This is a genomic window from Leisingera sp. JC1 (genome assembly GCF_001679925.1).
GTDB lineage: Bacteria > Pseudomonadota > Alphaproteobacteria > Rhodobacterales > Rhodobacteraceae > Leisingera.
The window spans coordinates 123746-144972 of record NZ_LYUZ01000103.1; the positions used below are offsets into that span (position 1 = coordinate 123746).

The 21227-nt window shown below is 59.1% G+C and carries 27 protein-coding genes; 19 read left to right on the top strand and 8 right to left on the bottom strand.

Annotated elements, in window-relative coordinates; genetic code table 11:
- Positions 1–38: 38 nt before the first annotated feature.
- From A9D60_RS16490 to A9D60_RS16505, 4 genes are read left to right on the top strand one after another with little or no spacing between them, the layout of a single operon-like run.
- Entirely contained in the window at positions 39–1166 is a 1128-nt protein-coding gene (locus A9D60_RS16490) for an ABC transporter ATP-binding protein (RefSeq protein ID WP_065268600.1), read from the top strand.
- Positions 1166–2047, top strand: a complete 882-nt coding sequence (locus tag A9D60_RS16495; RefSeq protein WP_065268681.1) for an ABC transporter permease subunit — start codon at positions 1166–1168, stop codon at positions 2045–2047. Before A9D60_RS16490 ends, A9D60_RS16495 begins: the two co-directional genes overlap by 1 nt.
- Complete coding sequence (locus tag A9D60_RS16500; RefSeq protein WP_065268601.1) at positions 2044–2859, top strand: ABC transporter permease; 816 nt, start codon at positions 2044–2046, stop codon at positions 2857–2859. Before A9D60_RS16495 ends, A9D60_RS16500 begins: the two co-directional genes overlap by 4 nt.
- Positions 2859–4178, top strand: coding sequence for an NAD(P)/FAD-dependent oxidoreductase (locus A9D60_RS16505; RefSeq protein WP_175392974.1), 1320 nt, complete (start codon positions 2859–2861; stop codon positions 4176–4178). Before A9D60_RS16500 ends, A9D60_RS16505 begins: the two co-directional genes overlap by 1 nt.
- Here the strand turns inward: A9D60_RS16505 and A9D60_RS16510 are convergent.
- The 3 genes from A9D60_RS16510 to A9D60_RS16520 all read right to left on the bottom strand — a co-directional run bounded on the left by A9D60_RS16510 (position 4151) and on the right by A9D60_RS16520 (position 7494).
- Entirely contained in the window at positions 4151–4966 is an 816-nt protein-coding gene (locus tag A9D60_RS16510) for a phosphotransferase family protein (RefSeq protein WP_254656716.1), read from the bottom strand. The genes A9D60_RS16505 and A9D60_RS16510 overlap by 28 nt on opposite strands.
- A 109-nt stretch (positions 4967–5075) precedes the next feature.
- Positions 5076–5753, bottom strand: coding sequence for a FlgD immunoglobulin-like domain containing protein (locus tag A9D60_RS16515; RefSeq protein ID WP_039184404.1), 678 nt, complete (start codon positions 5751–5753; stop codon positions 5076–5078).
- A gap of 4 nt (positions 5754–5757) precedes the next feature.
- The gene (locus A9D60_RS16520) at positions 5758–7494 is read right to left on the bottom strand and encodes a flagellar hook-length control protein FliK (protein ID WP_083194236.1); all 1737 of its coding nucleotides are present in this window, start codon (positions 7492–7494) and stop codon (positions 5758–5760) included.
- A gap of 127 nt (positions 7495–7621) precedes the next feature.
- Here A9D60_RS16520 and A9D60_RS16525 point away from each other — a divergent pair, with 127 nt between their 5' ends.
- The 6 genes from A9D60_RS16525 (at position 7622) to A9D60_RS26155 (ending at position 10688) form a co-directional block, all read left to right on the top strand.
- Positions 7622–7915: a rod-binding protein gene (locus A9D60_RS16525; RefSeq protein ID WP_083194237.1), complete on the top strand. Its 294-nt coding sequence runs from the start codon at positions 7622–7624 to the stop codon at positions 7913–7915.
- The gene (locus A9D60_RS16530; protein WP_065268605.1) at positions 7908–8267 is read left to right on the top strand and encodes a flagellar export chaperone FlgN; all 360 of its coding nucleotides are present in this window, start codon (positions 7908–7910) and stop codon (positions 8265–8267) included. Before A9D60_RS16525 ends, A9D60_RS16530 begins: the two co-directional genes overlap by 8 nt.
- 203 nt (positions 8268–8470) lie before the next feature.
- Complete coding sequence (locus A9D60_RS16535) at positions 8471–9280, top strand: flagellin N-terminal helical domain-containing protein (RefSeq protein WP_039184407.1); 810 nt, start codon at positions 8471–8473, stop codon at positions 9278–9280.
- A gap of 78 nt (positions 9281–9358) precedes the next feature.
- Positions 9359–9730: a flagellar biosynthesis regulator FlaF gene (gene flaF, locus A9D60_RS16540; RefSeq protein ID WP_019295211.1), complete on the top strand. Its 372-nt coding sequence runs from the start codon at positions 9359–9361 to the stop codon at positions 9728–9730.
- 2 nt (positions 9731–9732) lie between these two features.
- Positions 9733–10137 carry a flagellar biosynthesis repressor FlbT gene (flbT, locus tag A9D60_RS16545; RefSeq protein ID WP_019295212.1) on the top strand — a complete coding sequence of 135 codons (405 nt, stop codon included), beginning with the start codon at positions 9733–9735 and terminating at the stop codon, positions 10135–10137.
- Positions 10138–10322: 185 nt separating this feature from the next.
- Positions 10323–10688, top strand: coding sequence for a hypothetical protein (locus tag A9D60_RS26155; protein WP_141117944.1), 366 nt, complete (start codon positions 10323–10325; stop codon positions 10686–10688).
- Between the two features lie 169 nt (positions 10689–10857).
- On the opposite strand, the gene A9D60_RS16555 is transcribed toward A9D60_RS26155, so the two are convergent.
- Positions 10858–12186, bottom strand: a complete 1329-nt coding sequence (locus A9D60_RS16555) for a FliI/YscN family ATPase (protein WP_065268607.1) — start codon at positions 12184–12186, stop codon at positions 10858–10860.
- A gap of 88 nt (positions 12187–12274) precedes the next feature.
- On the opposite strand from A9D60_RS16555, the gene A9D60_RS16560 reads away from it, so the two are divergent.
- The 9 genes from A9D60_RS16560 to A9D60_RS16600 are packed head-to-tail and all read left to right on the top strand — an operon-like array spanning position 12275 to position 16850.
- Positions 12275–12664, top strand: coding sequence for a FlgB family protein (locus A9D60_RS16560; RefSeq protein WP_065268683.1), 390 nt, complete (start codon positions 12275–12277; stop codon positions 12662–12664).
- A gap of 12 nt (positions 12665–12676) precedes the next feature.
- A complete protein-coding gene (gene flgC / locus A9D60_RS16565; RefSeq protein ID WP_039184410.1) occupies positions 12677–13069 on the top strand; it encodes a flagellar basal body rod protein FlgC in 393 nt (130 codons plus the stop codon).
- 31 nt (positions 13070–13100) lie between these two features.
- Complete coding sequence (gene fliE, locus A9D60_RS16570; RefSeq protein WP_039184412.1) at positions 13101–13397, top strand: flagellar hook-basal body complex protein FliE; 297 nt, start codon at positions 13101–13103, stop codon at positions 13395–13397.
- A 3-nt stretch (positions 13398–13400) separates the two neighbouring features.
- The gene (locus A9D60_RS16575; protein ID WP_039184413.1) at positions 13401–13673 is read left to right on the top strand and encodes a flagellar biosynthetic protein FliQ; all 273 of its coding nucleotides are present in this window, start codon (positions 13401–13403) and stop codon (positions 13671–13673) included.
- Positions 13673–14389, top strand: coding sequence for a flagellar hook-basal body complex protein (locus A9D60_RS16580; RefSeq protein WP_065268608.1), 717 nt, complete (start codon positions 13673–13675; stop codon positions 14387–14389). The genes A9D60_RS16575 and A9D60_RS16580 overlap by 1 nt, the downstream gene beginning before the upstream one ends.
- A 10-nt stretch (positions 14390–14399) precedes the next feature.
- Positions 14400–15185, top strand: coding sequence for a flagellar basal-body rod protein FlgG (gene flgG, locus A9D60_RS16585; RefSeq protein WP_039184415.1), 786 nt, complete (start codon positions 14400–14402; stop codon positions 15183–15185).
- The gene (flgA, locus tag A9D60_RS16590; RefSeq protein ID WP_065268609.1) at positions 15185–15607 is read left to right on the top strand and encodes a flagellar basal body P-ring formation chaperone FlgA; all 423 of its coding nucleotides are present in this window, start codon (positions 15185–15187) and stop codon (positions 15605–15607) included. The genes flgG and flgA overlap by 1 nt, the downstream gene beginning before the upstream one ends.
- The gene (flgH, locus tag A9D60_RS16595; RefSeq protein ID WP_065268610.1) at positions 15607–16347 is read left to right on the top strand and encodes a flagellar basal body L-ring protein FlgH; all 741 of its coding nucleotides are present in this window, start codon (positions 15607–15609) and stop codon (positions 16345–16347) included. Before flgA ends, flgH begins: the two co-directional genes overlap by 1 nt.
- A gap of 8 nt (positions 16348–16355) precedes the next feature.
- The gene (locus tag A9D60_RS16600; protein WP_065268611.1) at positions 16356–16850 is read left to right on the top strand and encodes a flagellar basal body-associated FliL family protein; all 495 of its coding nucleotides are present in this window, start codon (positions 16356–16358) and stop codon (positions 16848–16850) included.
- Between the two features lie 77 nt (positions 16851–16927).
- Here A9D60_RS16600 and A9D60_RS16605 read toward each other — a convergent pair whose 3' ends face one another.
- The 4 genes from A9D60_RS16605 to flhA are packed head-to-tail and all read right to left on the bottom strand — an operon-like array spanning position 16928 to position 21220.
- Complete coding sequence (locus tag A9D60_RS16605) at positions 16928–17326, bottom strand: hypothetical protein (protein ID WP_065268612.1); 399 nt, start codon at positions 17324–17326, stop codon at positions 16928–16930.
- Positions 17323–18414: an EscU/YscU/HrcU family type III secretion system export apparatus switch protein gene (locus tag A9D60_RS16610; RefSeq protein WP_039184420.1), complete on the bottom strand. Its 1092-nt coding sequence runs from the start codon at positions 18412–18414 to the stop codon at positions 17323–17325. Before A9D60_RS16610 ends, A9D60_RS16605 begins: the two co-directional genes overlap by 4 nt.
- Positions 18411–19190, bottom strand: a complete 780-nt coding sequence (locus A9D60_RS16615) for a flagellar biosynthetic protein FliR (protein ID WP_065268613.1) — start codon at positions 19188–19190, stop codon at positions 18411–18413. The genes A9D60_RS16610 and A9D60_RS16615 overlap by 4 nt, the downstream gene beginning before the upstream one ends.
- Positions 19187–21220 (bottom strand): flagellar biosynthesis protein FlhA, encoded by a 2034-nt coding sequence (gene flhA / locus A9D60_RS16620; protein WP_441295059.1) that lies wholly within the window; start codon positions 21218–21220, stop codon positions 19187–19189. Before flhA ends, A9D60_RS16615 begins: the two co-directional genes overlap by 4 nt.
- Between the last annotated feature and the right edge of the window lie 7 nt (positions 21221–21227).

A 21227-nucleotide genomic window follows, 5' to 3' on the forward strand; every position in this document is an offset into this window, starting at 1 on the left:
CCAAACATCCCCGCGACACTTCGCAGAAGAGGCCCGGCTTGACTGCTTCCGTATTCGAACCCTGGAACGATCCTGAGGCTAAGCCCCTGATCCACTTTCAGAACGTCACCAAGCGCTATGGCGAGTTCACTGCCATCGACAATCTGACCATCGACATCTACGAGCGGGAATTCTACGCGCTGCTGGGTCCATCCGGCTGCGGCAAGACCACGCTGATGCGGATGCTGGCCGGGTTCGAAACTCCGACCGAGGGCAAGATTTTCCTGGCCGGGCAGGATATTGCACCGGTGCCGCCGAACAAGCGGGCGGTGAACATGATGTTCCAGTCCTACGCGCTGTTTCCGCATCTTTCGATCTGGGAAAACATCGCCTTCGGCCTGAAACGCGAAAAGATGCCTAAGCATGACATCAGTGACCGCGTTGATGAAATGCTGCGGCTGACCCGGCTGGAGAAATTCGCCCGCCGCAAGCCGCATCAGATTTCCGGCGGCCAGCGACAGCGTGTTGCCCTCGCCCGGTCGCTTGCGAAACACCCGAAGCTGCTGCTGCTTGATGAACCGCTGGGCGCGCTCGACAAGAAACTGCGCCAGGACACCCAGTTCGAATTGATGGATATTCAGGAGAAGACCGGCACCACCTTTGTGATCGTGACCCACGACCAGGAAGAGGCGATGACCGTCGCCTCCCGCGTGGCGGTGATGGATCACGGCAAGATCATCCAGGTGGCAAGTCCTGACCGGATCTATGAAAGCCCGAACTCCGTCTATGTGGCTGATTTCATTGGAGACGTGAATCTGATTGAAGGCACAGCAAAGCCCAACGGCAACGAAGCCTACGCCATGTCCTGGCACGAGGGCCACGAACCGCTGACTGTCAAATCGCCGAACGCGTTTTCCGACGGGCAAAAGTGCCATCTGGCGATCCGGCCAGAGAAAGTGGCGATCAGCGCCGAAAAGCCGGCCGACGCGGACAACGCTGTTCAGGGCCGCATTTTGGATATCGCCTATCTTGGCAACATCTCCACCTACCATGTGGAACTGCCCACCGGCGCGGTAATCAAGGCGCAAACCGCCAACACCCGCCGTATCGCCCGCCGCGCCTATACTTGGGAAGACACTGTCTGGCTGTCATGGACCGCCACGGCAGGCGTTCTGCTGGCCGACTGATGCGCCGCTTTGTCCTGATTGCCATACCATATGTCTGGCTGCTGGCGTTGTTTCTGGTGCCGTTTGCCATTGTCTTGAAAATCGCTCTGTCGGATGCCGCGGTGGCCCGGCCGCCCTACTTCCCTCAATTTGACTGGGCCGAAGGCATCGCTGCCTTCATCGCTGAGCTGGACTTTGAGAACTTCGTCTGGCTGACCGAAGATGATCTTTACTGGAAGGCCTACCTCAGTTCGCTGAAGATCGCGGTTATCTCGACCTTTTTTACACTGCTGGCCGGCTACCCGATTGCCTATGGCATGGCCCGTGCGCCCGAGGAGTGGCGCCCCACGCTGATGATGCTGGTGATTCTGCCCTTCTGGACCTCCTTCCTGATCCGCGTTTACGCGTGGATGGGGATCCTTTCGAACGAGGGGTTCTTGAACCAGTTCCTGATGTGGATCGGGGTGATCTCGGAACCGCTCACCATCCTCAACACCAATTCCGCAGTCTATATCGGCATCGTCTATACCTATCTGCCGTTCATGATCCTGCCGGTCTATTCGGCGCTCGAACGGCTGGACGGATCGCTTATCGAAGCTGCCGAGGACCTTGGCTGCTCGCGCCTCACGGCTTTCTGGCTGGTGACCATTCCGCTGTCCAAGACAGGCATCATTGCAGGCAGCTTCCTGGTCTTCATCCCGGTGCTGGGTGAATTCGTGATCCCGTCGCTGCTGGGCGGATCCGACACGCTGATGATCGGCAAGGTACTGTGGGAAGAGTTCTTCTCCAACCGAGACTGGCCGGTTGCATCCGCGGTGGCGGTGGTTCTGCTGCTGCTCCTGGTGATCCCGATTGTGCTGTTCCAGCGCAACCAGCAGAAACAGCAGGAGGCAGAGCAATGAACCGTATGAGCTGGTTTAACGCCGTATCGCTGACCCTGGGCTTCGCCTTCCTCTATATCCCGATGGTGATACTGGTGATCTTCAGCTTCAACGAAAGCAAGCTGGTCACCGTCTGGGCCGGGTTCTCAACCAAATGGTACGGCGAACTGATGCAGAACGAGGCGTTCCTGAATGCCGCCTGGGTGACCATCAAGGTGGCCGTGTTCTCCTCCACCATGGCGACTGTGCTGGGCACAATCGCGGCCTATGTGCTGGTGCGCGGCGGGCGGTTCATGGGGCGGACTTTGTTTTCGGGCATGATCTATGCGCCGCTGGTGATGCCCGAGGTAATCACCGGCCTGTCGCTGCTCCTGCTGTTCATCGGCATCGGCCTGGATCGCGGGGTGTTCACCATCGTGCTGGCTCATACCACTTTCTCCATGTGTTATGTCTCTGTGGTGGTGTCCTCCCGTCTGGTGACATTCGACCGCTCGCTGGAGGAAGCCGCACTGGATCTGGGCTGTTCGCCAGCAGAGGCATTCCGGCTGGTGACCCTGCCGATCATCGCACCTGCGGTGATTTCCGGCTGGCTGCTGGCCTTTACCCTGTCGCTCGACGACCTGGTGATTGCCTCCTTCACTTCCGGACCCTCGGCCACCACCCTGCCGATCAAGATCTTCTCTGCCGTGCGCCTGGGTGTCAGCCCCGAGATCAACGCGCTGTCGACGATCATGATCTCGATCGTCACCGTGGGCGTCATCACCGCCTCTCTTGTGACCAAGCATCAGGTGGCCCGGCAGAAGCGTGAGGAACAGGCCGCGGAGCGGGCCTGATGCGCCGGATCTTCTCCGGCTACGCCTATGGTCCCGGTCCGCGCAGCAACTGCTGGTGGGACGAGACCATCCCGGCACCTGACTGGCCCGTCCTGGAAGGAGAAACCTCCGCCGATGTAGCGATCATCGGCGGCGGCTTCACTGGAATGTCAGCGGCCCTGCATCTGGCTGAAGGCGGTGCCTCAGTAGTCCTGCTGGAAGCAGAAACTCCCGGCTGGGGCGCCTCCGGGCGCAACGGCGGGTTCTGTTGCCTTGGTGGTTCGAAACTGTCCGGCGGCACGATGCGCAGGGTATTCGGCAAGCCCGCTGCAGACACCTATGACGCCAGCGAAGTGGCCGCCGTGGGCCTTGTGAAAAAACTGCTTGAAACACACGGTATCGGCGCCGACACCCATTCGCGCGGGGAAACCCAACTCGCCCACAATGAGAAAGCCGCGCGCCGTCTGTCAGCCCTCGCAGAGGAGTTGCGGAAAACTGGTGAAGAGCCGGAGTTCCTCTCTCGTCATCAGCTGGCGGATCACGGGCTGAAAGGCCGTTTTCAGGCCGCGCTGACAACGCCGGCGGGCTTTGCGCTGAACCCGCGCAAATACCTGTTCGGCCTGGCATCTGCCGCGGCGGATGCCGGGGCAAGACTGTACCAGCGGAGCCCGGTCCTCTCTGTACGGCATGTGGGTGGCGGGCATGAAATAGAGACTAATAAAGGTCATCTGAAAGCATCCAAGGTCATCATTGCCACCAACGGCTATTCCTCGGAGGATTTGCCAGATTGGCTGGCCGGGCGGTACATGCCGGCACAATCCACGGTCATGGTGACCCGCCCCCTGACGGAAACCGAACTGCAGGCGCAGGGCTGGTTTTCGCATCAAATGGCCTATGACACCCGCAACCTGCTGCACTACTTCCGCCTGATGCCGGACAACAGGTTCCTGTTCGGGATGCGTGGCGGGCTGTTGTCTTCTCCGCGGGCCGAAGCCGGTATCCGGCGCAAGCTAAGACAGGATTTCGAGGCGATGTTCCCGGAGTGGCATCAGGTCGAAACCACCCATTGCTGGTCCGGCATGGTCTGCCTGTCACGCAACCTAGTGCCCTTCATCGGGCCGGTGCCCGGCCATCCCGGCCTGTTTGCCGGTCTCTGCTATCACGGCAACGGTGTTGCAATGGGCAGCTATGCCGGACGCCTGCTCAGTGATCTGGTGCAAGGTATTCAACCGGAGCTGCCTTATTCTCCGGCGGTGCAAAAATTGCCGCGGTTTCCATTTGGCCGCGCCCGCCGGGTCCTGATGCCGCCGGCCTATGCGGTTCTGGGCCTGATGGACTGAAGCGCTGCACGCTCCAGTTCATAGGCCTGCCAGTCCCGCACCCCGCCACGTTCTGCCCGCCACAGGCAATAGGCCGCCATCCGCCAGTGAAACCACGGCTTCAGTGCCAGGGTTCTGCCCGCAATCCGCGGATCAGGATAGGCCCGCAGAAAGCTATCTTCCTGCGATTTCGTCAGTGGCTCGCCCCGGTACATCAGCTGCATCGCCGGAGAAAGGAACAACGCGAGGTCTTCCGCCGGATCGCCGATTTGCGGACATTGCCAGTCAATCAGCGTCAGCGTGCCGTCATGCGCCAGCAGGTTGCCTGGCACCGGATCCCCGTGGATAAGCTGCGTTTGCTGCAATGGCGGAACCCTTCCTAGCGGACGCAGCTCGCCCAACGCTTTCACATCTTTACATTTTTTCAGAATACCCTGGGTCTGCCGCTCCAGTGCAGCGCTGCCGTTGACGCCGTCAGGAAGGCCAGGCGGCGCGGCCAAATCGTGCACCCGCCCCAGAAACCGCGCCACATGGGCTGTGTCTTCCTGCCATGGGCTGCCGTTGACATGCGCATAACACAGCCACTTTTTCCCTTCGAACGTCCCGGTCTGAACCAGCGGCGGCACCATTCCGGTACCGGAAAGCGCCGCCAGAATTGCCCCTTCCCGCGCTGGATCATTGGAGAACAGCGGATTGGCTCCGCCTTCCGCATACAGCTTGATAACCAGCGCCCCGGCCCGCCAGACATGGTTCGACCGCCCGCCGGTCAGACGCCGGGGGGCGGGAACATGCAGCCCGATTGCGGACAAATGCGCAAAGAAACTGGATTGGAACTGGACTGTCAGCGGTTGCAGGGCGGTCTCCGGAGTTTGGCCGCCCTGTTCTTAGACAGTTTTTCCGCCAGCGCCTACTCCCGGATTACCCGGCAGGTTCGCGCAGCGCGCTGACCGAAGAGGCCAGAACCACGGAACCGCCCGGAGTGATCAGACCCACGTCACCACCTTGCATCCGGGTCTCATTCACCTTGAAGTAGACTTCGGCATGTTCCGCAAGCAGCAGATCATCGCCTTTGCGGCTTTCAACAACAAATGTGTATTCGCCTGCTTCCAACGCATTTCCGTCATCGTCCAGCCCATTCCACTCATAGGGCTCGGCCGAGACCGGAAGTGTGACACGCTGCACTTCAGTGCCGTTTGAGTTCTTCACGACCAGTGTAACCGAATCCGCGGCTGCCGCCGGGTTAGGTGCAATAGTGACCGAGTTGCTACCGTCGAAATGGCCTGGCGCAACTGCGCGCGCCTCCATCCCGACCCAACCCGAGAGAGCTGCCATGTTAGCCAGGCCCAGCTGCGATTGCAGGCCTTCCAGAAGTGTATTGCTCTTGGTTTGCTGCTCGACCATCGAGAACTGCGCAAGCTGCGCGGCATATTCTGTCGAATCAAGCGGTTCCAAAGGATCCTGATTTGTCGCCTGCGCCGTCAGCATCTTTACGAATGTCTCGAAATCCGACGACAGCCCGGAAGTTTTCTGCGATGCCGCCGGCAACGGATTGGATTGCGCCGCGGTGCTGCCCGCGGAAGTAACTGCTGTTGTCATGTGGTCAAACCCTCATATCCACGCCGGCCGATCCAAGCCGGAGGTTTTGTGTTGTTTGCTCCCCGGCGGTCTCAGCGCTATTGGTTTGTGAACCCACTGCTCCGCCAGGTTGGCCGGCACCTTCGTCAGTGCCGTCGCCTTCTCCGCCGCTGCCCGCCTGGCCGCCGCTGAACTCGAACGAAATGTCCTCATAACCCATGCGGCGGAATTCCTCGGCCAGCTCATTGATGTGGCGGCGCATCAGATCACCGGTCTCCGGGCGCTCTGTCTGAATGATCATGGTAATTCCGGTTTCACTGGTCACCACGCGCATCTTGACGTGTCCGAGTTCCTGAGGATTCAGGCTCACCTCCACCTTCTGTTCGCCTTTGGCAGCGAAAGCTTCGGCGATCTGGGCTGCAATCATCCGGGGCATTTCCGGCCGGTGCACGGAGTGCGAGCCGAACGAAGCTTCGGTCAGAAGCTGGCTCAGCCCCGGGGCCTCTCCCGAAAGCCCAAGCGCGTGAAACGGCAAATCAGTCTCGCCGAAGGTCTCTGTCATTCCAGCAGCCAGCAGCGGCTGAAACATTACCGAAGCTTGCGGGACCGCCTGAATTGCTGGCACCATGTTGACCTGGCTGGCACGGGATGTCCCTGAACCCGGTTTTCCCTCTGCAAGAGCTTCCGCCGAAATATCCTCAGAAACCATGATGCTGACAGAGCCAAGTTCCGAATTGCGCGCTGCGTCCCGCGACGAAGACAACCCGGCTGCAAACGCCTGCACCGCGCCTTGCGCGCCAGCGGCAACAGCCCGGGTTCCGCCTTCGGGCTGCCGGACCGACAATTGTTCAACGGCCTGCTCATTTGGCTTTCCGGAAACTGTTTTGGCCGCCGAGGCTCCCTCAACGGCCTCGCCGCCAGGAACACCGCCGCTTGGGGCTCTGGTGCCCTTCTGTCCTGCAACGTCAATCTGAGAACGGCTGCCAGCACTTTCCGCAGCGGTCACCTTCTGGGCGTCAACAGTTTCCGGAACTGCCGCTGCACTGCCAGGGACAGCCGCCTTATCCTTGGCCGAATGAAGCTCATGCGGGGGGGGGCTGTTACCGGCGGTGCGCTCAGTTTCCTGAGCCTGGGCGGTTCCAGTCCTCATGTCAGGCTTCGGCGAATCGGCAGGCTGGCTGCCACCGGCCATCCGGCCTGCCGGTACTTGCTTCGCATCACCTTGCGCATCTGCTTTTGCCGTTTCGGTCCCTGTCTCGCCGGTTGGAAGGGCCGCCTGCTGGATCACTTTCTCCTGTGATGGTTGGCCGACTTCAGTGCTCTTAACGGCAATGGCATCTGCGCTTTCAGCCTTTTGTGCGGCACCGGCTGTGCGCTCAGCTTGGGCTTGGCCCGCCAATTCTGTCACGCCTGAAGCATTGGTAGCAGGCAGTTCTGGCACAGGAGCAGCAATATCGGGGGACGCTTCAGGAGCATCTTCAGAAGATGCGGGCAAGTCTGCCGTTTCTTCACCTTCAGACGAATTCTCTTTGCTGCCGGCCGTTTCAACGGGCTTCGCTTCCGCAATTTCTGCTGATTCCGATTCAGCAGATTCGCCTTCAGGCAAACGGACTGTGCCTGCCTCTTCGCTCGGCTCCGGTTCAGCCGTCATGTAATTTGAAAAATCGCTAGAACTATCTGATTTTGCTGAATTTCCTTTTGCAGAAGATGCCACATTCCCACCGGAAGCAGGTTCAATACCAAGGATCGAATTCATCATCATGTTCTGTTCCAGACATTCTATCTCGACTCGCAAAGACTTAGCCCAAAGCAGTTACGGCAATTTTAACCGGTTGCAGTGCAGTCTCGGAAAAATCGATGGAATTCGAGAGCAAACCGGAGAACCGGACATGACAGACTTGTTGCCTATCCCGCTGCAAAGCGCGTCTTCTACTGCCCCGGTGCGGCCCGTTAATAACGATCCGCTCCGCGAGGCTGCAATTGAGCTGGAAGCCTCCTTTCTTGCAGAAATGCTGAAGTCCGCCGGTCTCGGCGAAGCAAGCGAAGCCTTTGGCGGCGGTGCAGGCGAAGAGCAATTCTCCAGTTTTCTGATCCGCGAACAAGCCAACCAGATTGCCCGCTCCGGCGGCATCGGCCTGGCCGAATCACTTTATCACGCATTGAAGGAGACCGAAGGTGAGTAACCCGGACCCGCAACAACTCATTGATGATCTGGATCAGATCCTGGATCAGGAACGGACTGCCCTCATGGCAGGCGACCTAGCCAAACTGGAAGGTCTGCTCGCAAAAAAAGAAAAGATCATCGGCAAGCTGAACTCGGTTTCTGAACTCGAGCGCGAATCGCTGGAGCAGGTTCAAACCAAGCTGACACGCAACCAGGATCTCCTGGACAGCGCCATGAACGGAATCCGGTCTGTTGCAGCACGGATGGCCGAATTGCGCCGTATTCGCAAAGGCTTGGACGTCTACGATCAGTCTGGGCGCAGAACCCGCTATGGCACCCGCAGCGGCGCCAAACTGGAAAAACGGGCCTGAGAGCAATTTGGGGAAAATTCTAAAAAACCAAATTCCGCCATTAGCACTCCCTTAGCAAATCCTGCGCCAAAGTCGCCTTGCACCTGATGAAGGGTGGCGCGGAAACCGGACGGTGGAACGCACAGTCAGAAAGACGTCACACAGCGCCCCGGAGGGGCAAGTAATTCAGGGGCCAAAGCGCCCCGCAGCTAAAGGAAAAAGCTATGACCAGCATTCTGACCAACAACGGCGCAATGGTTGCTCTGCAGACCCTGAAGTCCGTGAACAACAATCTGGAAGAAACCCAGAACCAGATCTCGACCGGTAAAGAGGTCGGCATGGCGAAGGACAACTCCGCTGTCTGGGCCATCTCCAAGACCATGGAATCCGACATTCAGGCCTACGAAGCCGTGGGCGACGCCCTGAACTTCGGCGAGGCAACTGTGGCTGTCGCCTCCTCCGGCATGGAGCAGATCGTTGAAACCCTGAAGGAAATGCGTGAACTGGCTGTTGCCGGCGTTTCTCAGAACGTTGACCACGACAAGATCGAAGCTGACCTGGCCAAGAAAAAGGAACAGATCGAATCGATCATCGACTCCGCAAGCTTCAACGGTGCCAACCTGCTTGACACTGCTGTGACTTCGCAGCTCGACGTTCTCGGCGGCATCAGTGCGTCCGGCGATGTGATCACCGTTTCTGCAATCGACACCGGTGCATCCCTGGATACCAGCGACATCGACACTCTGACCTCCGCCAACGCTGCGGACGTTCTGACCCAGATCGAAGCCCTGCTGACCTTTGCGATCGACAGCGCGGCCCAGCTGGGTGCGGACAGCAACCGCCTGTCCGACCAGAACGACTTCGTGTCGAAACTGACCGACTCGCTGAAGTCCGGTGTCAGCACCATGGCAGACACCAACATGGAAGAAGCGTCGGCCCGGCTGAAAGCATTGCAGACCCAGCAGCAGCTGGCGGTGCAATCGCTCTCCATCGCCAACCAGGCGCCGCAGACCCTGCAGCAGCTGTTCCGTTAACAGCCCTTACCGGGGCGCTGATGGTGCCCCGGTCTTCCCCTCTCAGAGAACCTGAAGAATAATACGTTAGGAAAACACGTGAATGCCCTTCTGAAGGCGAAGAGTGCCTATTCGGCGGCAAAGACCCCGACCCGGACAGCTAAGAATTTCGAGTATGAAGTGATTGCCCGTATCACCCGCAGGATGATCACGGCGACGCAAAAAGGCCGCGGCGGGTTCAACGAGCTCGCGACAGCCCTGAACGACAACCGGAAACTCTGGTCTATTTTCACAGTAGACATCGCTTCGAAGGGCAATCCCCTGCCGGATGATCTCAAACAGAACTTGTTCGAACTGGGAGAATTCACGAGACAACACACCACCAAAGTGCTTCAGCGCAAGGCCGATGTCCGGCCGCTGGTGGAAATCAATACGGCCATCATGCGTGGCCTCCGCAGCGGAGCATCCTGAAAATGAGCGGACTTGTCCTGAAACTAGCCCCTAAGGAGCGCGTCCTGGTAAATGGTGCGGTGATTGAAAACGGCGACCGCCGCAGCCGCCTTTCCATTGTCACTCCAGACGCCAACATCCTGCGCCTTCGCGACGCAATCCATCCGGAAGAAGCCAATACGCCGGTGCGCCGGGTGTGCTACGCGGCACAGCTGATACTATCAGGTGATGCCGACCCCGAAGAAGAACGCCTGCCGATGCTGCGCCGGATCGAGGAGCTGAGCCAGGTCTTTACTGACCCGGACAGCCGCTCATCCATCGCCGAGGCTACTGACGCCTTGATCAGCAACAACCATTACCGCTGCCTGAAAGCTCTTCGCACATTACTGCCGCGTGAAGACCGTCTGTTTGCAGTCCGGCCGTCCTAAGTCCCGCCCGCCCCGGCAACCGATGCCAGGGCGGGTTTAAGCTTTCCTGTTTGTCCCATTCTAAAGGCAGTTTCACGCGGCAAGAAAACGTAGCTTGCCAAGGGCATAGGCAGAATTGGTGTCTAAAGCCCCGCCGGACACTCAGCAAAATTCAGGAGTTTGCAGCCTTCTGCGAACATGACATCTTGGGGGGTGCCTTCGGTCCAGCAGCAGTCCTGCCAGAAGCATTCTGCTCTGGCCAGCCGCACAACGCATCCGAATTTGGCAAGCAACGTTTTGAGGCGAACATTTGGCGCCGGATTCATGGTTCCGAACTCGCCGCCATTCAGTTTTTCCCGCAGCTATTAAAACTCCTGGCGACGCTTCACAAAGTTTCAGGCCGAGAAAAAGCCTTACGAAGTTTGCTTAAGAGATGCCGTGTCTTCCCCAAGAAATCGCCGCAGCTGGCAGAGCTGCATTTGCCGTTCAGACAAATGGCTTTAGGCGTTCCGGCTGTCGCTGCACGCCTGCTACCGACAGAACAGCTGAAGGCGATTGAGAAAGGACGGTAACTGTCGCCTCCTGGCCCGTAAACGGCCTTCGCAGACCCAAGCACACCGCGGTGTCAGTTCACTTCCGGATGGCAAATGGAGCGCAGATCGTTGGCTTGGCAGGATACACGCCACTGAAACGGTTCCTGAGCCTGACTTCGAATCATCTCTGTACGGACATGACCGAAATTCAGCGCCCGGCCTTGGCGCGGCGCAGCAAAAGCGTAAGCCGGTTGAAGCTGCTGGTGATTCCCTCTGGATCCTCGCGGCCAAAGAACGCATCCAGTTCCGGCCACAGTTTCACCGCCTGATCCAGCACAGCATCATTGCCTTCGGCATAAAGCCCGGCACGAATCATGACCTCGGACTGCTCATAGGCCCCCAGGAATTTCCGCACATCCTGAATGACTGTGTTCTCATCGGCGGAGGCCGCGGCAGGCAGGCTGCGCGAGACAGAACGGGAGACGTCAATCGCCGGAAACCGCCCGCGTTCGGCAATCTCGCGGTTCAAAACGATATGCCCGTCCAGAACACCGCGCAGGATATCGGCAATCGGTTCATCCATATCTGAACCAGCCACAAGAACACTGAAAACAGCAGTGATATCACCCTGACCATCCCCGCCCGGTCCGGCACGTTCGCAGAGACCGGTGATCAACGGGGTCACCGACGGCGGGTATCCGCGCAGTGCGGGTGCTTCGCCCGAAGCTGCGGAGATTTCCCGGTGCGCTTCTGCAAAACGGGTGACCGAGTCAGCCAGAAACAGGACGTTCTTGCCTTGGTCCCGGAAATGCTCCGCCACGGTCATCGCAGCCCAGGCGCAGCGGCGGCGAACCAAGGCAGACTGATCGGATGTTGCCGCCACCACAACAGCGCGGCGCATTCCCTCCGGTCCCAGCACTTGTTCGACAAAGTGATTCACTTCGCGCCCGCGCTCCCCGATCAGTGCCATCACAACGACATCGGCCTCCATGCTCTGAGCCAATTTGGCCAGCAGGGAGGACTTGCCGACACCGGAACCCGCAAAAAGGCCTACCCTCTGCCCCTGCACGATCGGGAGAATCGTGTTGAGTACCGCCTGGCCGGTGGCCAGCCGCTCCCCCATCGAGCGCCGTCCAGCAGCCTTGGGCGGAGGCGCCATCAGGTCGCGGGGCGTGGAGCCAGGCAGCATGGGACGGCCATCCAGCGGCTCTCCGAAGGGATCAATGACCCGTCCGATCCAATGATCACTGGGAGAAAACTCCGGCGACGGATGGAGCAAAACCGGATCACCGATGGCAGCCCCATCCGGCGCGCGATCAGGCAACATACTGATATTATTTCCACTAATTTTCAGAACTTCGCCATTCAGCGAATCCTGAGGACCGCGCCGCAACACCAGCCGATCGCCAATGCGTGCCACAGCCGCAAGCCCTGCGATCTCGATTTCCCCGCCGGAAATCCCTGTCACCCGACCGACTTGGGTTACCAGGCGTTTGCCGGCAATTTGACGGGTTAATGCTTGCAGCTCTGCTTTCATTGCAGCGGCCTCCCTTGATGTCCTGAAAACAATTTCTAAAGGAATCGGGGTTAAGCCTTGATTGAAATCGATCAAGGGAGAAGCCCTGGTGTTCACAGAATTGAACGTATTCAAAATCGCCTATTCCATGGCGACCCATGCCGGCACACGCCAGGCATTGGTTTCACAGAATATCGCCAATGCCGATACCCCGGGTTACCACGCCAAGGATATCAAACCTTTCAAAGAAGTTTTTGCCGCAGGCGCCCGCCCGGCGAGCATGATCGCATCCCGCGGCAGCCATTTGAATGGCACCTCAGGCAGCGGCCTGGATTGGGCTATCACCTCAACCGACGCTGGCAGTGACCCCAATGACAATTCAGTATCAGTCGAAACTGAATTGCTGAAGGGGGTTGAAACAGCGCGCCAGCATAAGCGCGCCATGGCGATCTACAAATCCTCCATGAACATTCTGCGCGCCAGCCTGGGCAAGACTTGAGGGGAATGACCGATGAGTGAATTTTCCAGAGCTCTCTCTGTCACCGCCAGCGGCCTCAAGGCTCAGGCCTCGCGGCTGCGGCATGTATCCGAAAACATCTCCAACGCCGACACACCGGGCTACCGCCGCAAAACCGTGCCGTTTGAAGCTGTTCGCGAGCTTCAAACCGATGTGGAGCACGTTCGCACAGGCCGGGTTACCCTGGACCGGCGCGACCTGGAGGAGGTGTATGATCCCTCGCATCCGCTGGCAGACGAAAGCGGGCACTACAAGAGCTCGAACGTCGATCTGATGATCGAGATCGCCGATGCCCGGGAAGCCCAGCGCAGCTACGAGGCCAATCTGAAAATGTTCGAGCAAACCCGCTCGATGTCAGCCTCGCTTATGGACCTTTTGAGACGATAACCGAAATAACCGAAATTTTTGGAGATCCAGAATGGATATTCGCAGTCTTTCCGCCGCCAGCGGCTACGCCGCCGCCCGCCCTGCCACCAAGGCCGACCCGAACCATGAGGCCGCCAGTGCAGGCGCACGGCTCAAGGAGAGTTTCGAGAGCTTTGCAACGACCTTGCAGAGCAGCGAGCAGGTTTCCGTGCAGGCTATGACTTCTCAGGCAGACCCGCACGCCCTCGTGCAGGCGCTTGCACAGACTGAACTGGCGGTTGAGACCGCCGTTACCGTGCGCAACAAGGTGGTCGAAGCCTACCAGGAAATCCTGAGAATGCCGGTCTGAGCCATGATGAGCGAAAGCCTCTTCTATGACACCCTGCGCCAGGCCATGTGGGCAGCCGTCACAATGTCGACGCCGATTCTGGTTGTCGCCCTGACCGTTGGCCTGTCCATCGGCCTGTTTCAGGCTCTGACCTCCGTGCAGGAAATGACACTGACCTTTGTGCCCAAGCTGACAGCCATCATTGTCGTGTTCTGGATGACGATGGGCTTCATGACACAAACCCTTGTGGCTTTTTTCAATGGCCACATTGTTCCGATGATTGCCGGAGGTTTTTAATGGAAGCCGCAGGTTACGCCACACTTTCCCGGCAATCGGGGCTGATGCGGGAAATGCGTGTCATCGCGAACAACATCGCGAACTCCGCTACCACTGGCTACCGCCAGGAGGGGCTGATTTTCTCGGAATTTGTACAGTCCGCTCCAGGCCAGGAGTCGCTGTCGATGTCACGCGCGAACATCTTCAACACCTCCATGGAGCAGGGTCAGCTTACCAAAACCGGCGGCACTTTCGATTTCGCTGTGGAAGGCGACGGTTTCTTCATGGTCGAAACACCTCAGGGCGAGCGCCTGACACGTTCCGGCGCCTTCTCCCCGAACTCTGCCGGCGATCTTGTGACCATGGATGGTTACCGGGTCCTGGACGCAGGCCGCGCACCAGTTTTCGTGCCTCCGGATGCCGGCAAGATCGAAGTGGGCGCCGACGGGTCGATCAGCGCAAACGGCCGCCTGCTGGGGCAGCTCGGGCTGTTCAAGCCGGTGGAGAACCACGCGCTGGTGCGCGAAGACGGGGTGATGTTCCGCGTTGAAGGTGAAATCGAGGAAACGCTCGACGCAAGTGTCCTGCAAGGCTTCCTTGAAGGGTCCAACGTGAACGCGATTTCCGAGGTGACCCGGATGATCGAAGTACAGCGCGCCTATGAGATGGGCCAAAGCTTCCTGGAATCGGAAGACGAGCGCGTCCGCAATGCCATCAAGAACTTGATCAAGACCTAGGAGAATCCAGATGCGTGCCTTGAAGATCGCCGCGACCGGCATGAGCGCCCAGCAGCTGCGGGTGGAGACAATCTCCAACAACCTCGCAAACATGAACACCACCGCCTACAACGCGCGGCGTGCCGAGTTCGCCGACCTGCACTATCAGCAAATCTCGCGGGCCGGCACGGTAAATGCTTCCGACGGCACCGTGCTGCCAACCGGCGTGCAGGTGGGGCTTGGTGTGCGCGCGGCTGCGGTGTCGGTGCATTTGGCACAAGGTGCGCTGCAGCAAACCAACAACGACCTGGATGTCGCCATCGACGGCAAAGGCTACCTGGAAGTGACCCTGCCCTCCGGCCAGAGCGCCTACACCCGGGATGGTGCGCTGAAGCGCACCGCTGAGGGCTTGATTGTAACTTCCGACGGGTTTGCCGTTTCTCCAGAAATCACCATCCCTGACGACGCCACCAGCATCTCGATCAATGCCGAGGGTGAAGTCTACGGATATTTCAACGAAACCACCGAAGGCCAGCTTCTGGGCCAGCTTTCACTTGCAAGCTTCACCAACCCCAAAGGGCTTGAAGCAATTGGCAGCAACCTGTTCACCGAAACCGAAGCCTCTGGCTCGGCCAGTGTGTCCACCGCAGGCGAAGACGGGCTGGGCACCTTCCGCCAGGGGTACCTGGAAGCCAGTTCGGTTGATGCAGTCCGGGAAGTCACCGAACTGATCGAAGCCCAGCGCGGCTACGAAATGAACGCCAAAGTCATCTCCGCTGTCGACCAGATGATGGGCGCAACCACACAGGTGCGCTGATGAAACTTGTCCTTGCCTGCCTGACTGCCGCCGCGCTCTGTGCCCCGCCTGCCTGGGCGGATTACCTGGTTCCGACGCGTACGATCCGCGCCAAAGCAGTTGTGAACGCTGAAGATCTGGCGCTGAAGAAAGGTGAAATCCTTGGCGCTCTGTCGGAACCTTCAGAGGTTATCGGTATGGAGGCGCGCGTGGCTCTTTACGCAGGCAGGCCCTTGCGCGCGGGTGATATTGGCCCGCCCGCTATCGTTGAACGCAACGACCTAGTGACACTGATTTTCCGCCAGGGCGGACTCTCCATCGCCGCAGAAGGCCGTGCGCTTGGCCGCGGTGCTGCCGGAGAGGCTGTCCGTGTCATGAACCTTTCGTCCCGCACCACCGTCACCGGCCGTATCGCTCAAGACGGCTCTGTTGAGGTAAACTGATGTCCAAGAAATTCTCTCCCGTCAAACCACTGCTTTTTGGCCTCGCCCTGCTGGGGGCCTGCGGCCGGATGGATCATTTGGGCAAGGCGCCCTCCTTCACCCCGGCAAATGAGTCGCCGGAGCATGTTGCAATGCTTTACCAGGGTCTGCCTGCGCAAACCCAGACCCGGCGCACCGTTGACAGCTCCTCTCTGTGGAGCGGTTCTCAGCAGTCACTGCTCGGAGACCGCCGCGCCATCAAGCGCGGCGACATCCTGACCGTTGTGATCGAGATCGACGAAGAAGCGGAGATTTCCAATGACACACAGCGGTCGCGCTCAGGCTCCGAAAGCATGAACATGCCGCACCTGCTTGGCCTGCCGCAACGCTTGGACGAGAAACTCCCGGACGGTGCGTCCTCCGCTGACGCGGTTGAGCTTGGCAGCTCCAGTTCCTCGGGCGGCAAGGGGTCCGTCAAACGCAGCGAGAAGCTGGAATTGCGGGTCGCGGCAACCGTTGTCGACGTGCTGCCCAATGGGGTTCTGGCAATCAGCGGCTCCCAGGAGTTGCGGGTGAATTTCGAACTGCGGGAGCTTCTGGTCACCGGCTATGTCCGGCCTCAGGACATCAGCCGCCAGAATGAAATCACATACGACAAGATCGCCTCTGCCCGGGTTTCCTATGGCGGCCGCGGCCAAATCACCGATGTGCAGCAGCCCCGCTACGGTCAGCAGTTGCTTGACGTTGTCCTGCCGTTCTGAGGGTTGTTATGCTGTCCAAACTTCTGCCAGTCATTTTGCTGATCATCGGAACCGCAGGCGGCATCGGCGCCGGCATTATGCTGGCGCCCGCACCTGAGGAAAACCACGCCGCCGTCATTGCCGAAGCGGCACCTGTCCCCGCCGCTGCAGAGGATCACTCCGAGGAAAGCGAAGAGGATCTGCGCGAATACGTCAAAATCAACAACCAGTTCGTGGTGCCGGTTGTTGATCGCGACCAATTGACCTCCCTTGTGGTGATCTCGCTCAGCCTGGAAACGGCCAAAGGCACCAGCGAAAAAATTCGGACCTATGAACCCAAACTGCGGGATGTCTTCCTGCAAGTTTTGTTTGACCATGCAAATATGGGCGGATTCCGCGGGGCATTCACGCGCTCTGACGTTCTTGAGCCGCTGCGCACCGCTCTGCGTGAGGCCGCGCAGAAACATGTCGGCAAAGGGATCTACGACGTCCTGATCATGGAAATCTCCCGTCAGGACGTCTGACCAGTCTGCATCTCACGGCAAAAAGGGCCGGTCCCGCAGGACCGGCCCTTCTTGTGTTTGAAAAGTACCCAGTGGTTTCAGCTGTCCAGCAGCTTGTCCATAAACGCTTTCGCCTGCGCAGCCTTCTGGCGCTTGCGCTCGGTTGCCGCCATGGTTTCCACGGCGTGCTTACGGCCAAATGCGGTGCGCAATTGATCCATCATCCTCAGCTTCTGAGCCGTCGCCTTGGCGAGGTCCATGTTCAATTGGCGCCGGGTGCGGGAGTGCCAGCCCTCCCACAAAAGATCTGCACCCAAAGCTTTCATCGCGTGATCGCTGCTTGCCTGTTCCCGCGCGGCCTGCACTTGCTCATTGAGTTTGGCCATCTGGCCGCGCAGCTCCGCTTCCCGCGCCAGCACAGGCTGGACTTTTGCGTGCTCCTGCATGTACTGCGCAGCGGTTACCGCCGCCATCTGGTCGAGCATCTTCTGCTTCATGTGATTTTCCCCTTGGCGCGCTTTCGCATTTCCTCGGCAAAGCGGATTGCCGCCGCAACCGGCGCATAGTGTTCTTCCAAAATCTCGTCACCGATTTCGACTGCAGCATGCAAAGCCCGGGCAGTGGGCGGGTCGCTGTGTATCGGTACCGCATTTTCATTGGCCACACGCCGGATCGCTGCAGCCACTTCATCAACCCCCTTGGCAACGCAAACCGGTGCAGCCCCCTTTTCGCGGCTCCATTTCAAAGCAACCGCATAGTGGGTCGGGTTGACGATCACCACGTCGGCATTCGGCACCTCGGCCAGCATCTGGCCCATTGCGATCTCCTGGCCGCGCTGGCGTCTCTTGCCCTTCACATGCGGGTCGCCCTCGGCGTCCTTCATCTCGTCCTGGATTTCCTTGCGCGACATCATGTTTTTGCGGCGGTGTTCAGCATGTTGAAAAACCGCGTCAACCACCCCGATCGCCAATGATATGACGAGAGCCAGGAACAGAAATTCCAGTGCGAGCTGCGACAGCATCAGCACGACCGATTGCGGCCCGGTGCCGGAGGACGAAATCATATCCGGGAGCCGATGGCTCAAATAAACACCCAGGCAAACGGAATAGAGCACCAGCTTCACAAAGCTCTTCAGGAATTCAAAGAGTCCGGCGCGGCCAAGCTTGTTTTTGGCATTGGATATGATCGACAGACGCGACAGTTTCGGTTCCAGCTTGCTGGGCGCAAAGACCATGGCACGCTGACCGATGATTGACAGCAGAACCAATGCAAACGGCACCAGGAACCACGGCAGAATTGGCCTTAGCAGACTGCTTGCAAAGCCACCTGAGGGTGCAGTTGCGGACCCGCCGTCAAAGAACAGCGGCGCCAGCCGGTCGGGCTGATCCAGAAAAGCCATCAGCGCGGTTCCCATCCCCTCCACACTAGCGCTTCCTGTCGCGTAGAAGGCAACAATGAGCCCCAGATAGGCAGCTGCCACGGACAGGTCGGTGGACTTTGCAACTTCGCCCTTCTCGCGCGCCTTGCGGAGTTTCTGTTCCGTCGGTTCAAATGACTTATCAGAATCGTCGTCTTCACCGCTCATGGCATTCCGGCTCCGGGGTTGGAAAGAAAAGTCATCAGGGCCCGGGTCCAGACATCCAAAATCATGGGACTGCCGACCATCAGGATAAACAGCCCGAAAAAGGTAATGACCGGCGCGCCGACCATCGCCACCATCAGCTGTGGCATTGCCCGGTTAATTACACCGAGCGCCAGGTTGTAGATAACAGCGGTAATCACAAAGGGTGCTGCGAGCGTGAACGCCATGGAAAAGCTCTCCGACACGCGAAACACGCCCCATTCTGTCAGTCCGGCCGCGGCAGGGAACTGACCGGCAGGAAACATCTGATAAGATCCGATCAACAGTTCCGCAATGCGGACATGAAGCCCCATCATGACCGCGAGGGTCACACCTGAAATCATCAGCACAGCCCCAAGGGCTGGCATAGGTTCAGCACCGATGCCGCCCAGAACCTGAGACAGAGAGGTGCTTTGCGCTGCCATCGTGCCGGCCGTCTGGAGCGCCAGAACAAACATTCGTGCGCCCACGCCAATCGACAAGCCGATAATCGCTTCGGTCACAGCAAACCGCGCATACTCCATAACCCCGTCCGGTTCAGGAAAGGGCGGCAGTGCGGGTGCCACCACAAAGGTAAATGCAACAGCAATCGCCAGTTTTACGCGGGTGGGAACATAAAGCTCCCCCATTGCGGGCAGTACTGAAACCATAGCCGACACCCGCAAGAAAACGATTGCCGCATGCCAGAATCCTGCCCCCAGCAGCAGCACCAGCTCCGGCGGCAGGAAATTCAGGTTCATGCTTGGACCATCCCAACCAGGGCAGGCCGCGCTTCGAGTCCGATTTCCTCGAAGGACAGGACGGGATTGGTGATGCCGCGCGATTTCAGGATCGTTTTCAGATACCGGCGGCGGCGGGTGGACGTCACCACTGCAGCAAAAACCCCCTGATCCGTGATCGTCCCCAGCTTGTCGCTGAGCCCGTCTGCAAGCCTGTTGAACAAATCGGGCGGCAAGGCGATATCCAGCCCGGCGCCCTGTGAATCAACCTGGTAGGTCGAGAACTTGTCTTCCCACTCCGGCGCCAGCTGGATCAGAGGAATGGTGCCGTCTTCACGCTTCATTTCGGCGACCAGCTGGAATCCAAGGCGCTGCCGCACATGTTCGCAAATCAATTCCGGCTGGGTGGTGTGCATCCGCGCTTCGGCAATCGATTCGAGGATCAGCGGCATGTTGCGGATCGAAACCCGCTCCTCCAGAAGCAACCTCAGAACCGCGTGCAAGGTATCCATCGGCACTTTGTCCGGCACCAGCGCATCCAGCAGCTTGCGGTTTGCCTCAGCCCGGAAACCGTCTGAGAGTTGTGTCATCTCATCCAGCAGACGGCGGAGCGACTTGAGCGTCAGCAGGCGGGAGAAGTTCTGCTTGATGATTTCAAGAAGATGGGTTGCCAGAATTTCCGGCGGCGTGACAACTGTTGCGCCGGCCAGCGCGGCCTGTTCCTGCGACTTGGCAGAGATCCAGCGGGCCGGAGCGCCGTAGACCGGTTCAGTGACGTCTGTTCCGGGCGGCAGCGCATCATGATTGTCCGGCATCAGTGCCAGAACCATTTCCGGATGCAATGTGCCGCGGACTTGCTCGACACCTTGCACCTTGATTACGTAAGTCCCCCGCTCCAGTTCATGCTGATCCGTCAGCCGGATTTCGGGCAAGATCAGGCCAAATGTGGTGGCGATATGAGACCGCATGTTGGCAATCCGCGCATCCAGCCCGGTACCAGCATCCAGTACCATGCTAACCAGATCCGGCGAGAACTCCAGATGCAGATCATCCAGATCCAGAATATCGCCCAGCGGGCGGGATGCCGACGGATCCGAGGCTTCTTCGATCTTTTCCTCGATATCGGCTTCCGCATCGTCCCTTTTTTTCTTGGCCATCCGGAATGCAGTGTAGCCCAGCGCACCGCCGCCGGTTACGAAAGGCAGGAACGGCAGCCCCGGGACCAATGCAAACAGCACCATCAGTACCGCAACTGTGATCAGCGCAGCCGGGTGACGGCCGAACTGATCGAACAGGGCAATATCCGTTGAGCCGGTGGTGCCGCCGCGGGCCAGCAGCAGTGCCGCCGCAATGGAAATGATCACCGAAGGGATCTGCGATACCAAACCGTCGCCCACGGTCAGGATGGCATAGGTCTCAAACGCGCTGCCGACCGGCATGCCATGGACAAGGACGCCCATGATCAGCCCCATCACCAGGTTCAGCAGCGTAATCAGCAGACCGGCAACCGCGTCACCTTTGACGAACTTCGATGCACCGTCCAACGAACCGAAGAATGTGGTTTCCTGCTGATCGCGCTCCCGGCGTTCTTTGGCGGTCTGGTGGTCGATGGCGCCTGCCGACATGTCAGCGTCAATTGCCAGCTGCTTGCCCGGCATCCCGTCCAGGGCGAAGCGGGCGCCCACTTCGGCCATCCGCGCAGCACCCTTGGTGATCACCATGAAGTTGACGATCAAGAGAACGCCAAATACCACAAGGCCCAGGAAAACGCTGCCGCCCATGACGAATTGGGCAAAGCCCTCAATCACTCCTCCCGCCGCGTCAGTGCCAGTATGACCCTGCCCGATGATCAGTTTGGTCGAGGACACATTCAGCGACAGCCGCAGCATCAGCGACGCCAGAAGGATTGTTGGAAAAGAAGAAAAATCCAACGGCCGTTCGATGAAAAGCGTGATTGTAAAAATCAGGATGGCCAGTGCAAAAGAGGCTGCTAGGCCGACATCCAGAACCCAGGCTGGCATCGGCAGGATCATCATCACAATGATCGCCATCAGGGCC

Excerpts from the sequence above, each read along its gene's own strand:
- A9D60_RS16495 (WP_065268681.1), top strand. The coding sequence starts at position 1,166 with ATGCGCCGCTTTGTCCTGATTGCCATACCATATGTCTGGCTGCTGGCG.
- A9D60_RS16500 (WP_065268601.1), top strand. The coding sequence starts at position 2,044 with ATGAACCGTATGAGCTGGTTTAACGCCGTATCGCTGACCCTGGGCTTC.
- A9D60_RS16505 (WP_175392974.1), top strand. The coding sequence starts at position 2,859 with ATGCGCCGGATCTTCTCCGGCTACGCCTATGGTCCCGGTCCGCGCAGC.
- A9D60_RS16515 (WP_039184404.1), bottom strand. The coding sequence starts at position 5,753 with ATGACAACAGCAGTTACTTCCGCGGGCAGCACCGCGGCGCAATCCAAT.
- A9D60_RS16520 (WP_083194236.1), bottom strand. The coding sequence starts at position 7,494 with ATGATGATGAATTCGATCCTTGGTATTGAACCTGCTTCCGGTGGGAAT.
- A9D60_RS16525 (WP_083194237.1), top strand. The coding sequence starts at position 7,622 with ATGACAGACTTGTTGCCTATCCCGCTGCAAAGCGCGTCTTCTACTGCC.
- A9D60_RS16535 (WP_039184407.1), top strand. The coding sequence starts at position 8,471 with ATGACCAGCATTCTGACCAACAACGGCGCAATGGTTGCTCTGCAGACC.
- flbT (WP_019295212.1), top strand. The coding sequence starts at position 9,733 with ATGAGCGGACTTGTCCTGAAACTAGCCCCTAAGGAGCGCGTCCTGGTA.
- A9D60_RS16555 (WP_065268607.1), bottom strand. The coding sequence starts at position 12,186 with ATGAAAGCAGAGCTGCAAGCATTAACCCGTCAAATTGCCGGCAAACGC.
- flgC (WP_039184410.1), top strand. The coding sequence starts at position 12,677 with ATGAGTGAATTTTCCAGAGCTCTCTCTGTCACCGCCAGCGGCCTCAAG.
- fliE (WP_039184412.1), top strand. The coding sequence starts at position 13,101 with ATGGATATTCGCAGTCTTTCCGCCGCCAGCGGCTACGCCGCCGCCCGC.
- A9D60_RS16575 (WP_039184413.1), top strand. The coding sequence starts at position 13,401 with ATGATGAGCGAAAGCCTCTTCTATGACACCCTGCGCCAGGCCATGTGG.
- A9D60_RS16580 (WP_065268608.1), top strand. The coding sequence starts at position 13,673 with ATGGAAGCCGCAGGTTACGCCACACTTTCCCGGCAATCGGGGCTGATG.
- flgG (WP_039184415.1), top strand. The coding sequence starts at position 14,400 with ATGCGTGCCTTGAAGATCGCCGCGACCGGCATGAGCGCCCAGCAGCTG.
- flgA (WP_065268609.1), top strand. The coding sequence starts at position 15,185 with ATGAAACTTGTCCTTGCCTGCCTGACTGCCGCCGCGCTCTGTGCCCCG.
- flgH (WP_065268610.1), top strand. The coding sequence starts at position 15,607 with ATGTCCAAGAAATTCTCTCCCGTCAAACCACTGCTTTTTGGCCTCGCC.
- A9D60_RS16600 (WP_065268611.1), top strand. The coding sequence starts at position 16,356 with ATGCTGTCCAAACTTCTGCCAGTCATTTTGCTGATCATCGGAACCGCA.
- A9D60_RS16605 (WP_065268612.1), bottom strand. The coding sequence starts at position 17,326 with ATGAAGCAGAAGATGCTCGACCAGATGGCGGCGGTAACCGCTGCGCAG.
- A9D60_RS16610 (WP_039184420.1), bottom strand. The coding sequence starts at position 18,414 with ATGAGCGGTGAAGACGACGATTCTGATAAGTCATTTGAACCGACGGAA.
- A9D60_RS16615 (WP_065268613.1), bottom strand. The coding sequence starts at position 19,190 with ATGAACCTGAATTTCCTGCCGCCGGAGCTGGTGCTGCTGCTGGGGGCA.
- flhA (WP_441295059.1), bottom strand. The coding sequence starts at position 21,220 with ATGGCGATCATTGTGATGATGATCCTGCCGATGCCAGCCTGGGTTCTG.